This is a genomic window from Halovenus halobia, assembly GCF_051414135.1.
GTDB lineage: Archaea > Halobacteriota > Halobacteria > Halobacteriales > Haloarculaceae > Halovenus > Halovenus halobia.
The window spans coordinates 127,659-140,955 of record NZ_JBLKOA010000006.1 but is presented as its reverse complement, the minus strand read 5'-3'; the positions used below and the strand labels follow the sequence as shown (position 1 = coordinate 140,955).

The following is a 13,297-nucleotide window of genomic DNA, read 5'->3' as shown; positions in this document are numbered from 1 at the left end:
AGTGGTGAGAATCGGGAGCCAACGCTTTAGTAGGCCGGGTGAAGATGTTTCGGTATGACACACTGGACGTGTGGTATCGACGGGGACAACGCGACGTTCGACCGCGTCGAGGACCTGATGACCCACCAGGCTGCCGAACACGACCGTATCGAGTGCAAGGTCTGTGGCACGGTCGTTCCGGACGGCTATTTTGCGATCAAACACGCATTCGAGGAACACTCCCGGGCGGAGTACGTCCGCGCCTACGAGGCCTCTGCCGCCGAAGTCCGCCGCCGCGAGGAGGTCAAAGAAGAAATCGAAGACGCTGCCGACATCCGGGAAGTGGTCGACCGACTCGACGGAACCCGGTAACTGGGTCGAGCGCGATTTCTGTTGTTGTATCCCTTACAACAATAAATCCTGATAATCGTGCGTCGAATTTATCAGCGTCCGTAAAGTGCTCTCGATCAATGGGTACCAACGAGAACAGTACCGCCGATAGAATGACGGCCGGAACCGACCGACCGGACGTGCCGCTGGATTACCACGCGATTCTCGACCACATCGACACGCCGCTGTTCGTGGTTGACGGGAAAGGACGGTTGACGCACTGGAATCGCGCCTGCGCGCAGTTGACCGGCGATTCGATGGAAGACGCGATTCGCAAAGACAGAGAGACGGGCTACGTTGGCCCCGCGTTCTATCACGACGGCCGGCGGTCGATGACACTCGCCGAGAAGGTTGTCGAAGCACCCGAATCCGCCGACGAGGAGTACGGTGTCCCCCGCGTTGGGGATGTCGAGTACACGTTGTACGCCGACCAGAGTGTAATGCAAGACGCCAACGGCGAGAGTCGCCACATCGAGTTCAGCGCAGCCCCGATGTACGATGGCGGGGAACTCGTCGGCGTCGTCGAAATGATTCACGACCGGACAGAAGACGAACACCAACAACAGCAACTCCGGGGGATGGTCAAAGAGTTACAGGCAACGATGAGCGAAATCGAGGCCGGTAATCTCGACGCCAGAGCCCACGTCGAGGAGACCGACTATCTCGACGCAGAACTGCTCGGCGTGGTCGAGTCACTCAACGAGATGGCGAGCCGGCTGAAAGGGATTGTCGCCGATGTCGCGGACCGTACCGGCGACCTCAACAGCTCGGTCGACGAGGTTGCCGACAGCAGTGAACGAATTTCAGAACTCTCCAGCGACCAGTCCGACGCCTTGGCACAGGTCAGCGAAGAGGTGAGTTCGCTCTCGGCGACCATCGAAGAGATTGCCTCGACGAGCGACCAGGTTGCCGCCACCGCGACCGACGCCGAAGAGGTCACGGCCCGGATTCAGGAGACCACCGAGACGACAGAGTCGGTGATGACCGACGTTTCCGACTCGGCCGATACCGTCGCTGAAGACGTCCAGCGCCTCCGCGACCGGACCGAGGAAATCGACCAGGTCGTCGAGGTGATCGACGACATCGCCGAGCAGACCAATATGCTCGCGTTGAACGCCTCGATCGAGGCCGCACGCGCAGGCGAGGCCGGCGAAGGGTTCGCTGTCGTCGCCGACGAGGTGAAATCACTCGCCGAGGAGTCCCAGCAACAGGCCGGAGAAATCGAGTCGATGGTCGACCAGATCAAAGCTGATACCGAAGAGACAATCGAGAGTCTGCAGGAGACGAACGAGCAGGTCGAAAAGGGGATCGACCAGGTGCAGGCAGCGACCGACGAACTGACCACAGTTGTGGAAGCCGTCGAGGAAACAGCCCGTGGTATCGAGCAGGTTTCGGCAGCGACTGACGACCAGGCGGCGAGCACCGAGGAAATTGCGAGTATGCTCAATCAGGTCGTCGACCGAGCAGAAGAAGTGTCCGACGAGGTGTCACACGTTGCTGACGTGAGCCGTGAACAGGCCCAGCAGGCGGACGATATCCACCAGACGGTCAGTCAGCTTAGCGACGGTCGACAGTGATCAGTCGTCGGCAGGTGCGGCGGTCGACGAAGCACTGATCCGGGCCGTCGAGCGGTTTGCGGTGCGAATCTCGTCGGCTGTCCGGGCCATCTGGTCCGAAATTTCTCGCTGTGTTTCGCTGAGGTCCTGTGTCGAGTCTGCAAGTTTCTGTGTTGCACGTTCGAGGCCACTCATGTCGGTGCTGAGTCCATCCATCGACTCCTGCAGGCGCGTGACTGCTTCGCCAAACTCGGTGTAACTTGCTTCGTCTGTGTCAGCTGCGTTGTCGGTGTTCATCATACTCTATACAATGTACCCTACCCACCTATCTCTACCACCTATCCAATTAGGTGCTAGTTGCAAAACGAACACTAACAAGTTAGGTGTAGAACAGGGGCAAACCGAAAATACCGTTTACAGGCCGTCTTCGCGGCGACACCCTACCGCTCTTCAGAATCCAGCACGCGAATCTGGTCGCCTCGCACAGTGACTGGAATCGGGACCGTCGCCTCGTACAGTTCGACTGTAACCTGGTCTTTGCCCTCGTCGATGCGCTGCACCTGTGCCTTCTCGCCCTTGAACGGACCGGCGATGAGTTCGACAATGTCACTTTCGGCGATGCCCTCGACGTCAGGCGTCGGCGAGAGGAAGTGCTCGACTTCGGCCATCGAGGTCTGACCCTCCACGACACCGTTGGCGTGGGGAATTTCGTCGAGGATGCGGTCGAACACCGAGAAGTCGTCGGCTTCGACCATCACGTAGGAGGTGACCGAGTCAGGAGCCAGCGCGGCGTGGATTGTCTGCTCCTCGCGGTTGATGATCATATCCGCGACAGTCTGTTCTTGACTTGCGGTGGTTTTGACGGCGTAGATACCCATCAGGGACCACCCGGGACGAAGCTCATGAAGACGAAGATGAGAAAGCCCATGAGGCCAACGAGCGCGATGCCCCCACCGGCAATCTTCGCCACCTGCCAGAACTCCTCCCGAGACGGCGTACTCGCGAGTTTCAACACTCGCGTGTACGAACTCAAATCTGTCGGCGTATTCATATTCGAATGTACTCTTGCGGATCTATTTGACTCCTTCGACACGACCTTTTTCTGCGTCGGGTTCGCCTTCGGCGAACCGCTCCTTGAAAAACGTCGATGAAAAAGGCCGGAACTTCGCTTCGCTCAGTTCCGAGAACCGCGCTCGCTCCGCTCGCGCGGATGCTGCTCCGCTCGAACTATCAACCGACGACTCCGGCAGGTCGAACTGCGGTCGACGGTCTCTGCTGCGCCACCCTCACTCCGCGTCGTGCAGCGTCTCGCCGCGATGGAGTCGGCGTGCGATATTGAACGTCTGGTTGGCCTCGCGTCGCGTCGGGTAGTGGGCGCTCATGTAGCGGGCGGCGGCAACGAGCGGCAGTTGCTTGCCAGCCGTGCTATCCGCACGGTCGAACCGGCGGATTGCTCCCTCAAGATTCTGCAGCGTGTGGAACTGCGGGTCCTCGCGCAACAGTCCCGTCCCGAGTGTTTCGATGAGTGTCTCGGCGTCTCCGTCGCTCGCGAAGTGTTCCGCGACGAGTCGGCCAGCGTCGTTGACCCGCCCCTGTTCGTCGAACGCGGCGAGTAGTTCGGTACGAATCGCATCCGGATTGCGGTTGGTCGATTCGGGGTCGGGCAGCGGTGCCGCCGGGGAGTTGAGAAATCGGTCGAGATAGACGCTCATCGCGGCGTCGAAAGCCGGGCGGTACGCCTCGATGGCGTCTGTTCGCCGCGCGAGTTCGTGGGCTGCATTCGCGTAACTGAACGTGTGATGGACGGTGTTCCAGTCGTTGAACTCGTTGCTGGTGGCGAACTGTGCGACCCGCCGCGTCGCTGCTCGTGCAACGGCGTCGGTCAGTTGTTCGGCACTCGCACCCGCCTCGATAGCCGTCGTCAGGTAGTCGATGATGGCTTCCGGGTCCTCGGCGAGTAACTGCTCGACAAAGTCCCCGGGTCGCTCCCACTCGCGGCGGCGGCCGGTGTCGACGAGGTCAGGCAAGCGCTCGTGGGCGTCGAAGACCAGCGACGCAACATCGACGGGTTTGCGCCACGCCTGCTGTTCCTCGGCCCGGCTCGCGGCGGTTATCTGTGGAACGACAGCGCCGAGCACGTCGGGCGCGCGGTCCCAGCCGACGTGGTCCAGCGTCTCGCAAGCTTTGTTGATGAAATCCAGCGTGTGACTCTGGTTGAGATAGAGATGGTCAGTCGCCCCAGCCAGCAGGAGTTCGACCGTCTCCGCCGGCGACAACACCGCGGCGGCGGTCCGGAGTGTGCGCTCGGCCCCGTTCTCGTCACGGACCTCGCAGTTCTCTCGGAACCACTCTTTGAGTCGCTGCTTCGAGAGGGTCTGGTTGGTGAGTTCGTACTGCTCGAACCGTGGCGGTTCGCCCGCACAGTTCGACGCAACCTCCCGCGCGCCGACGTACATCGCCCGCTGTTTGTCCGAGCGTTCGAGCCAGCGGTGTAACGTCGCCATCGCGCCAAGCGTGGTCAGCCCTCGCCCCCAGCCAGCGTTGCGGTAGCTGACACCAAACTCCAGTGTCGTCTCCAGTGGCGTCTCGAACCCCTCGCCCAGCGAGTCGAGATTGATTACCCCCTTCGCCATCACCAGCGAGAGATTCTCGCGCAACCCATCGACAAGTCGGTTGCGCCAGTACGTCTCCGGCGGCACGTCGGGTTCCGGGTTGGGGTCGAGCAGGACCTTGCCGTCGCGAACTTTTGTCGGGTAGGTCTGGACATCGTCAGCCCAGATGTCGAAGGTATCCCCGCAGGCCAACTCGAAGCGGGCGTGATGCCAGTGACAGGTCAACACCCCCTCTTCGACAGTGCCCTTCGAGAGCGGAAATCCCATGTGTGGACAGCGGTTGTCGACGGCGTAGACCGACCCTTCGTGGTAGAACAACACGACGGACTGCCCGTCCGCAGAGACGACTTCCCGCCCCTCGTCCTGCAGTGCGGCGACATCGGTGACATGTGTGTAGTTCGTGCTAGACATACGCTCACTAAGGGCCGAGACGAACCTAAAGGTTTGCTGAGATGAATTTTTTAAAATACACCAATACGTTCCGACGGCGGTGTTATTCGACGTAGTCGATATCGTCGCCCATCTGCTTGGCGGCCTGTTCGCGTTCGGCCTCGCTTTTGCCGTAAATCTGTGGGCTCTCGACGCCCGTGACGACAATCATCGTCTCCATCTTGCCCTCGAACTCCTGGTTGACCGACGCGCCCCAGATAATCCGTGCGTCCGGGTCGATTCGGTCGTAAATCTCTTCGACGACACCTTCGGCCTCTTCGATACTCATGTCGGGGCCACCGACGACGTTGACCAGCGCAGAGTTCGCGCCGTCGAACTCGACGTCGAGCAGCGGCGACCTGAGTGCAGAACGGATCGAGTCCTGTGCTTTGTTCTCTGAATCAGATTCGCCCAGTCCAATCATCGCGACGCCACCATTCTCCATAATGGTCCGAACGTCAGCGAAGTCGACGTTGACCAGTCCGGGTTTGGTAATCAGTTCAGTCATGCCCTTGACCGAGCGCATCAGCACGCGGTCACAGATTTTGAAGGCGTCCTGCAGCGGCATCGACGGTGCGTAATCGAGCAGTCGGTCGTTCGGCACGACGATGACAGTGTCAGAGACAGAGCGGAGGCGTTCGAGACCAGCGTCGGCGTTTGCACGGCGTCGCTCACCTTCGGCGGTGAACGGAATCGTAACGATCGAGATCGTCAGTGCGCCGGAGTCCTGTGCAGCCTGTGCGACGACCGGTGCCGCGCCGGTTCCGGTCCCACCGCCGAGTCCGGCAGTGACGAAGACCATATCAGAGCCGTCAATAGACTGCTGGATGTCCTCGATATTCTCCTGTGCGGCCTCCTCACCGATTTTCGGGACCGAGCCTGCTCCCCGGCCGCCGGTTCGTTTCTTGCCGATGAGAATCTTGGTGTCAGCCTGGACCTCGTCCGCGAGGTGCTGAGCGTCGGTGTTTGCCGCAACGAGTTTCGCGCCGTGGATTCCTTCCTCCATCATTCGGGTGACGGTGTTCCCCCCGGCACCGCCACAGCCGACGACCGTAATCTTCGTTTCGAGGTCTTTAACGACCGATGCCAGCTCGTCATCGGTCATCTGCCCCGACGTTGACGGTTGTTCGTCCGTGCTTGTTGTCTCCTGCTCTGCGGGGTCGGCCTCCGCAGACTCGTCTTCTTCTTCGGCTTCGTCAATTGCATCATCGATTATGGAATCCATTATTTGTACGCGCATAGCAGGAGGATTCTTATAGGTTTTCCCCATTGTCTGACGCTTGTCTGACGGGTGCTTGCCGAAACCGTGAGTCGATACGCGTTTATCCGTCGGTCACCCAGCATCTGACGATGCGAGTGACCTTCCTCGGGACCAGCGGCGCGGTTCCGACGACCGAGCGCAATCCGACGGCGATTCTCGTCGAGCGCGAGGGCGACCGCCTGCTGTTCGACTGCGGTGAAGGGACACAGCGACAAATGATGCGCTTCGAGACTGGTTTTGACGTTGGCCACATTTTTCTGAGCCATCTGCACGGCGACCACGTTCTCGGACTTGCGGGACTGCTCCAGACGTGGGATTTCAACGAACGCGACCGACCGCTGGCCGTCCACGCCCCCGCCGGAACGCGCAGTCGCGTTCAGCAACTCATCGCTCCGACAGGCGAGCAACCCTCCTACCCGGTCCGAATCCGCCAGGTCGAAGCAGGCGATACCATCGTCGACCGCGAGGAGTACGAGGTTCGGGCTATCGGCGTCGACCACCGGACCACTGCCGTCGGCTACGCGCTCGTCGAGGACGACCGGAAGGGTCGGTTTGACCGCGAAAAGGCCGAAGAAGAGTTCGGCCTGTCACCCGGCCCGGAGTACTCGAAACTCCACCGTGGCGAGGCTGTCGAGCACGACGGCCGGACAATCGAACCCGAGGAAGTTGTCGGGCCACCCCGCCCCGGTCGTACGTTCGTCTACACTGGCGACACCCGCCCAGCGGAGTCGGTTATCGAGGCTGCCGAGGGTGCGGACCTGCTCGTCCACGACGCCACCTTCGGCGACGACCACCACGACCGCGCACAGAAAACCGCCCACTCCACGGCACGAGAAGCCGCGACTGTCGCCCGTGATGCCGGGGCAAAACGGCTGGCGCTGACTCATCTCTCGACGCGATACACTGGCAGGGACTGGCAACTGGAAGACCAGGCCGAGGAGGTCTTCGACGGTCGTGTGTTCATGGCCGACGACGGGATGCGCGTCGACATTCCCTATCCCGACGCCGACCGAGCGTTCTCGATGGAGCGACTCGATTGAGGCTGCGACCAGAAGAGCAAAGCCGCGGCCGTACAGAGTACAGGGCAATGCGTGACCGACGGGACCAGACAGGGAGGCAGCGATGGTGAAGTGGCGGCCGCCACGGCCCCGTCGACCTCGCGGCTTTCGACTTGCCGACTCTGCCCAGCAGATTGTCGGCGGCTTCTTGCTCGCCGGCCCGTTCGTCGTCACCGAGGAGGTGTGGGTGCTGGCGTCGAATATGAGTATCTGGCACGCGCTGGCGACTACCAGCGTCGTCTTCGCGATTGGCTACGCCACACTGTACAAAGCCGACACGACCCGCGATATCGACGACGAACAGGAGATTGCTGGGGTCCCGGTTCGGTTCATCTCGCTGATGGTCGTCTCCTTCGGCGCGGTCGCTATTCTGGCGTTGTTGTTCGACGCTCCAGACACGTTTCTCGGTGACCTCGAAACGCGCAGAGAAGTGCTGCTAGTGACGCTCAAAGCAATCAGCGTCGGCGCACTCTTCAGCGTCGTCGGCGCGGCAACCGCAGACAGCGTGTTCGCGAAGTGAGCGTCAGTTACCCGGCTCGACCCACTCATCGGCCCAGTCTTCGAGCGTGTCCATGACCGGACAGAGCGCCTCGCCTTTCTCGGTGAGGCTGTAGTAGGTCGCAATCGGCTGTTCTTCGACGCGGCGGTCGACCAGCTCGACATCTTCGAGGTCGTCCAGTACCCGCGAGAGCGTTCGCGAACTCGCGCCTGTCGAGCGTTTCAGTTCGTTGAACCGCTTTTCGCCCTCCTGCAGGTCGTGGAGAATAACGAGTCGCCACTGCGAGCCAATCTCTTCGACTGCCTCGACGACCGGACACGCACCCTCGTTCTTCTCTTCGATACTCTCCTCAGGAGTGGCTGCTTGCTGTGACATAGTAACGATGTGTTAGTGACTTATCGGTAGAGAGATAAATAGGTTCCGAACCGAACCAGATAACACGCTGTTACGAGACGGTCAGGCTCTTGTGTCGGCGCTCGGAGTGTGAACTATGACGGAGTGGGAGATTCTCGTCCCAGTGGAAATCGATCCAGCCGGGCCGGAGTCTATCGCGGATTTCGCGACCTGTACCGGGATGGACGAGTACGACAGCTACGATGCCGCACTTGCGGATATTGACAGTTACGACGCCGCAATCGTGCGAGTCGCGAAGTTCGACAGCAGGGTCATCGAGCGAGCGGACAAACTGCAAGTCATCTCGAAACACGGCAGCGGACTCGACAACGTCGATGTCGACGCCGCCTCACGTCGGGGCATTGTCGTCTGCAACACGCCGGGTGCGAACGCCCCTGCAGTTGCTGAACACGCCATCGCGCTGGTGTTCGGACTCGCGCGAAATCTTCGGGCTGGGGACAGACACGTGCGCTCGGGCGGGTGGAATCGGTCAGCGTTCACGGGGATGGAGCTACGGGACAAGAGGCTGGGAATCTACGGCTTCGGTGCCATCGGACGGGAGGTCTTCGACCTCGCCGAGGGTATTGGTCTCTCGGTCGCGGTGTACGACCCCCACAAGGCCGCGGGCGAGTTGCCCGAGCGTGTCGAGCGCGCCGAGACGCTGCCGGGGCTGTTCGACCGCTCAGATATCGTCAGCATCCACGCACCGCTGACCGCGGAGACAGAAGAGTCGGTCTCTGCCGAAGAACTGCAGGCACTGGGGCCTGAGGGGCTACTCATCAACACCGCACGGGGACGGATTATCGACGAGGAGGCGCTGGTCGACGCACTCGAAGCGAGGGCCATCGGCGGCGCGGGGTTGGATACGTTCACCGAGGAGCCACCCGCGGAAGACCACCCGCTGTTCGAGCGAGATGACGTGCTCCTCAGCCCGCACGTCGGCGCGAACAGTCACACCGCGCTCCGGCAGATGAGTTTGCGCTCGACGGCAAACGTCAGGACAGTTTACGAAGGCGGGATTCCAGAATCGACGGTGAACGCCGACAAGCTGGACCGTTGAGGTTTTTGCCTTCGTAGGCAGATTTGAGCGGTGATTCCGAGTCGTGTCAGCACCTCCCGCGCAGTCTTCTTACTCGTACAGGCCCTACGATGGGTAATGCGTTCTTTCGGAAATGGGTGGTCACGCTGACGCTCACAGACAGCGTCTCGGCGCGGCATCGAGACGCCATCCTGTTCGTGATACTCGCCAGCCTCTTCGGTATCTCATTCGTCGCAATCAAGACTGGGCTCCGTCAACTGCCGCCGGTGCTGTTTGCCGGACTGCGCTTCGACGTCGCGGCGATTATTCTGCTCAGCTACATCGCGGTGACACGCGACCGGTCGACGTGGCTGCCCCAGACGGGCGGCGACCTGCTGGGCATCACCGTCGCGGCAGTCTTTCTGATCGCGCTGAACAACGGCTTTCTGTTCGCGGGGCAGGTGACGACGACGCCCGCCGCCGCCTCCGTTATGTACGGGCTGAACCCGATTCTCGCGCCGGTGTTCGCGTGGTGGCTACTCGGTGACCGAATCTCCTGGGTCGGTGCGCTCGGAATCGGCGTCGCGCTAGCGGGCGTTATCATCATCGTCCAGCCGTCGCCGTCGGCACTGACCGACACCAGCACCGTCGGCCAACTGCTCGTGTTGGGCGCGGCCGCCGCAGTCGCCTTCGGGAGCGTCGCGCTCCAGCGCGTCGGCTCGCAGATGGCGAGTCTCCCACTGACGGCGTGGGCGATGGGCGTCGGGGCCGTCCTCCTGCACGCCGCCAGTCTCGGAATGGGTGAACCGCTTGCTGCTGCATACGACCCCACGCCGGCGACAGTCGCCAGCATACTCGTCGTCGCCATCTTCTCGACAGCAATGGCCTACCCCATCTACTTCGGGCTCATCGGCCGCGTCGGCCCGGTCCGGACGAATCTCGTCGCCTATCTCGTCCCAATCGTCGCGGCACTTTCTGGCTGGCTGTTGCTCGGCTCCGCTATTTCACTCGGTACCGTCGTCGGCTTCTTCGTCGTCGTCGCAGGCTTCGCCCTCGTCGAGCGCAAGGTCTTGCGGGAGGAACTGCGGCGACTGGACCGGCGATTCAACGGTCCCGACTCCGGGACGACTGTTTCCGAAGACGACTGATTAGAGTCCGGCAGTGCCGCTGTCTGCGTCGGGCAGGTCGTACTCTGCAGCGTCGATACCGAGTTCGTCGAGCGCCTCGCGCATGTGTTCGGTCTGGGCGTAGTCTGCACCAGCCTCCTCGCGGATGCGCTGGGTCGTGGCGAGGACTTCGCCTGTCCGCTCGTCGGGGAAGTCGAACTTGTCCGCGGTGAGTTCGATGATGAGGCCGTCGTGGTCGCGGGTGTACAGCGAGTAGAAGATGCCACGGTCGAAGACGTTGTACGAGTAGCCCTCGGCCTCTAGGGAGTCGGCAACCTCCTCGAATCGCTCGGGGTCGACGTTGAAACAGAGGTGATGCACACCGCCAACATCGGTTCGCTGTGGCTGGCGGTTCGAGGGGCGGTCGTCGCTGACGAAAAAGGTGAGAATCGTGCCGTCGCCGGTGTCGAAAAAGAGGTGTGTCTGTGAGGGGTCGTCGAGATTTGGCTGGCGAAGGACCAGCGGCATCCCCAGTGTATCGCGGTAGTAGGCAATGGTGTCCTCGGCGTTCGAGCCCCAGACGGTGATGTGGTCGGTGCCGGTGGTTCGGAACGGGCTTTCTGGCGGGTCGGCTGAAACCGGAATGTCCTCGTTTGCCATACACGCGTTACAGCCGCGACCGGCAAAAATGTGTGCAGAAACCCGAAAACAGCAGGCGCGTCGCTTTCGGTTTCCTTCGTAGCGAACGGGCAGGTTTAACAGGATACGTAGAGATTGTGGTGGTATGGCAGAACAGACACCAGTTGTAGTCGAAGCGGTGCGGTCACCACAAGGAAAGGAAGACGGCGTCTACGCTGACGTCCGCAGTGAGGACCTCTCGATTCCGCTCATCAACGAAATGCTCGACAGCACGGGCCTCGACGGCGACGACGTCGAGGACCTTATCTGGGGCTGTGCTCAGCAGCGCGGCGAGCAGGGTAACAACGTTGCTCGCGTCATCTCGCTGCTCTCGGACCTCGGCGAGTCCGTCCCGGCGACGACGGTCAACCGCTGGTGTGCCTCCTCGGCGGAGACCATCATGCGCGGTGCCGACGCCATCGCCGCCGGCCAGCGTGACTGCGTCATCGCCGGCGGGATGGAATCGATGAGTCGCGTCGCCATGGGCGAGAACACCGCGAACGTCCACCCGCGACTCAACGAGGATTACAACGTCGCCGAACTCCAGATGGGGATGACCGCAGAGAAGGTCGCCGAAGAGTACGACATCAGCCGCGAGGAGCAGGACGAGTACGCCGCACGGAGCCAGCAGCGCGCGGCCGAGGCAACTGACTCCGGTCGCTTCGAGGACGAAATCGTCCCGATCGAAACCGAGGACGGCCTCGTCGAGGAAGACGAAGGCATCCGCCGCGGAACGACCGCCGAGAAACTGTCCGGCCTGCCGACGGTCTTCAAGTCCGACGGCTCGGTCACGCCCGGGAACGCCTCCCAGATTTCCGACGGTGCCGCCGGTGTGATGCTCACCAGCGAGGAGTTCGCCGAGGAACACGACCTCGACATCCTCGCAGAAGTTGGCAATCACAACGTCGCCGGCGTCGACCCGACGGTCATGGGTATCGGTCCGGTCCCAGCAGTCGAAGGACTCCTCGAAACGGACGGCCGTGATACCGACGATTACGACCTGGTCGAACTCAACGAAGCCTTCGCAAGCCAGTGTCTCTACTGCAAGGACGAACTCGGCTTCGACGACGACATCTACAACGTCAACGGCGGCGCAATCGCCGTCGGTCACCCACTCGGCGCGTCGGGTGCCCGCCTGCCCGTGACGCTCATCCACGAGATGCAGAAACGCGACGCAGAACTCGGTCTCGCGACCGAGTGTGTCGGCTTCGGTCAGGGCGCAGCGATTGAGTTCCACCTGCGATAGAGTTTCCTCATCGCGAGCACGCGGCAGCACGCTCGCGGCCTTTTTCGCCACCGAAAGACTCGCTGTGCTCGTCTTTCGAGCCCTGTCTCGCGGTGCTCGACAGGACCACGTGTTTGCCGAGCGGTCGCGAGCGAAGCGAGCGACCCGAAGGAAAAGAGATGGCAGCGGTGCGGCCATTGAATTCCACCTGCGAAAGGGTTTCTCCACCGCGAGCGCGCTACTGCACGCTCGCGGCCTTTTTCGCCCACGTTTTTCGAGGAGTGGTGGTGAGCGCCGCGAACCACCCGACGCTGAAAAAGGTGGTCGGCCAAAACTTATCACAACGACAGACATACGCTGACATACACTGACAGCAATGCCGATTAGTCTCAACCCAGACGACAAGACACCACCGGTGAAACCCGGAACGAACGCCCATGAACTACTCGCCGCCTTACTCGCTCATCCAGAGATGGGATTCACCCCGAAAGAACTGTCCGAGATGACCGAGGTGGAGCATTCGAGTGTTCACAAGACCCTGGCACGGCTCCGAGAGAAAGGACTCGTCCGGAAGGTCGACTCGTACTGGGCGGTCGCCGAGGATGTTGCCGCCTCGCGGGTGGCCAACATCGTCAGTCTCCAGCAAATCGAGTCGGAGTACGGCGACGACGCCTACGGCGAAGACGACGACTGGACCGAGACGGTACCGGACCTCGGCGAAAACGCCTGAGATGGCGTACGCACAGGGGAGCGTCGTCCTCGCGCCAGCGACGTTCAAAAGCGGAAGTCGACCGTATCTGGTCGTCTCGAACCGACACCGACCGTTCTACGGCGACCGGTACACGGTTGCAGTGATTACCTCAACTGGGCGTGAAACCGCTGTCGAATTGACCGAGGAGACCCTGCCAGAGGGTGAACTGAAGACGTACCCAAGCTACGTGAGTCCGTGGTCGCTACACGTCTTTCCCCATCAGGAGATTCACAAGCGCGTCGCGCAGGTAGACGACACGACGATGGAACGCGTGGCGGAGACGATTCGGGAGTTGACGAGAGTGCTCTGAGTGGCAACTGTCTCGTGACAGGCGGTCATTCG

16 protein-coding genes are annotated in these 13,297 nt (G+C 61.5%); 9 read left to right on the top strand and 7 right to left on the bottom strand.

Annotation, left to right across the window (positions count from 1 at the left end):
* Positions 1-54 precede the first annotated feature (54 nt).
* Both ACMGFM_RS13645 and ACMGFM_RS13640 read left to right on the top strand, forming a co-directional pair.
* Positions 55-351 carry a DUF7565 family protein gene (locus ACMGFM_RS13645; protein WP_436903198.1) on the top strand — a complete coding sequence of 99 codons (297 nt, stop codon included), beginning with the start codon at positions 55-57 and terminating at the stop codon, positions 349-351.
* 98 nt (positions 352-449) lie between these two features.
* Entirely contained in the window at positions 450-1,946 is a 1,497-nt protein-coding gene (locus ACMGFM_RS13640) for a methyl-accepting chemotaxis protein (protein WP_436903197.1), read from the top strand.
* On the opposite strand, the gene ACMGFM_RS13635 is transcribed toward ACMGFM_RS13640, so the two are convergent.
* The 5 genes from ACMGFM_RS13635 to ftsZ all read right to left on the bottom strand — a co-directional run bounded on the left by ACMGFM_RS13635 (position 1,947) and on the right by ftsZ (position 6,191).
* Positions 1,947-2,225, bottom strand: coding sequence for a hypothetical protein (locus ACMGFM_RS13635; RefSeq protein ID WP_436903196.1), 279 nt, complete (start codon positions 2,223-2,225; stop codon positions 1,947-1,949). It abuts the gene before it with no gap.
* Between the two features lie 140 nt (positions 2,226-2,365).
* Positions 2,366-2,803, bottom strand: coding sequence for a transcription elongation factor Spt5 (locus tag ACMGFM_RS13630; protein ID WP_436903195.1), 438 nt, complete (start codon positions 2,801-2,803; stop codon positions 2,366-2,368).
* Positions 2,803-2,976: a protein translocase SEC61 complex subunit gamma gene (locus tag ACMGFM_RS13625; RefSeq protein WP_436903194.1), complete on the bottom strand. Its 174-nt coding sequence runs from the start codon at positions 2,974-2,976 to the stop codon at positions 2,803-2,805. The genes ACMGFM_RS13630 and ACMGFM_RS13625 overlap by 1 nt, the downstream gene beginning before the upstream one ends.
* 235 nt (positions 2,977-3,211) lie before the next feature.
* Positions 3,212-4,948 carry a Rieske (2Fe-2S) protein gene (locus ACMGFM_RS13620; RefSeq protein ID WP_436903193.1) on the bottom strand — a complete coding sequence of 579 codons (1,737 nt, stop codon included), beginning with the start codon at positions 4,946-4,948 and terminating at the stop codon, positions 3,212-3,214.
* An 82-nt stretch (positions 4,949-5,030) separates the two neighbouring features.
* Positions 5,031-6,191, bottom strand: coding sequence for a cell division protein FtsZ (gene ftsZ / locus ACMGFM_RS13615; protein WP_436903192.1), 1,161 nt, complete (start codon positions 6,189-6,191; stop codon positions 5,031-5,033).
* Between the two features lie 119 nt (positions 6,192-6,310).
* Here ftsZ and rnz point away from each other — a divergent pair, with 119 nt between their 5' ends.
* Positions 6,311-7,267, top strand: coding sequence for a ribonuclease Z (rnz, locus tag ACMGFM_RS13610; protein ID WP_436903335.1), 957 nt, complete (start codon positions 6,311-6,313; stop codon positions 7,265-7,267).
* A gap of 82 nt (positions 7,268-7,349) precedes the next feature.
* Positions 7,350-7,805: a DUF2391 family protein gene (locus tag ACMGFM_RS13605; protein WP_436903191.1), complete on the top strand. Its 456-nt coding sequence runs from the start codon at positions 7,350-7,352 to the stop codon at positions 7,803-7,805.
* A 3-nt stretch (positions 7,806-7,808) separates the two neighbouring features.
* Here the strand turns inward: ACMGFM_RS13605 and ACMGFM_RS13600 are convergent, their stop codons facing one another.
* Positions 7,809-8,159: a winged helix-turn-helix transcriptional regulator gene (locus ACMGFM_RS13600; RefSeq protein ID WP_436903190.1), complete on the bottom strand. Its 351-nt coding sequence runs from the start codon at positions 8,157-8,159 to the stop codon at positions 7,809-7,811.
* A 115-nt stretch (positions 8,160-8,274) separates the two neighbouring features.
* On the opposite strand from ACMGFM_RS13600, the gene ACMGFM_RS13595 reads away from it, so the two are divergent.
* Together ACMGFM_RS13595 and ACMGFM_RS13590 are read left to right on the top strand one after the other, a co-directional pair.
* Positions 8,275-9,237: a hydroxyacid dehydrogenase gene (locus ACMGFM_RS13595; protein ID WP_436903189.1), complete on the top strand. Its 963-nt coding sequence runs from the start codon at positions 8,275-8,277 to the stop codon at positions 9,235-9,237.
* 89 nt (positions 9,238-9,326) lie between these two features.
* Complete coding sequence (locus ACMGFM_RS13590; protein WP_436903188.1) at positions 9,327-10,343, top strand: DMT family transporter; 1,017 nt, start codon at positions 9,327-9,329, stop codon at positions 10,341-10,343.
* Here the strand turns inward: ACMGFM_RS13590 and ACMGFM_RS13585 are convergent, their stop codons facing one another.
* Positions 10,344-10,961 (bottom strand): VOC family protein, encoded by a 618-nt coding sequence (locus ACMGFM_RS13585; RefSeq protein WP_436903187.1) that lies wholly within the window; start codon positions 10,959-10,961, stop codon positions 10,344-10,346. It lies immediately after the preceding gene.
* Positions 10,962-11,085: 124 nt separating this feature from the next.
* On the opposite strand from ACMGFM_RS13585, the gene ACMGFM_RS13580 reads away from it, so the two are divergent.
* The 3 genes from ACMGFM_RS13580 (at position 11,086) to ACMGFM_RS13570 (ending at position 13,265) form a co-directional block, all read left to right on the top strand.
* Positions 11,086-12,225, top strand: coding sequence for a thiolase family protein (locus ACMGFM_RS13580; protein WP_436903186.1), 1,140 nt, complete (start codon positions 11,086-11,088; stop codon positions 12,223-12,225).
* Positions 12,226-12,580: 355 nt separating this feature from the next.
* Positions 12,581-12,934, top strand: a complete 354-nt coding sequence (locus ACMGFM_RS13575; protein WP_436903185.1) for a MarR family transcriptional regulator — start codon at positions 12,581-12,583, stop codon at positions 12,932-12,934.
* A gap of 1 nt (position 12,935) precedes the next feature.
* The gene (locus ACMGFM_RS13570) at positions 12,936-13,265 is read left to right on the top strand and encodes a type II toxin-antitoxin system PemK/MazF family toxin (protein WP_436903184.1); all 330 of its coding nucleotides are present in this window, start codon (positions 12,936-12,938) and stop codon (positions 13,263-13,265) included.
* The last annotated feature ends 32 nt before the right edge of the window (positions 13,266-13,297 follow it).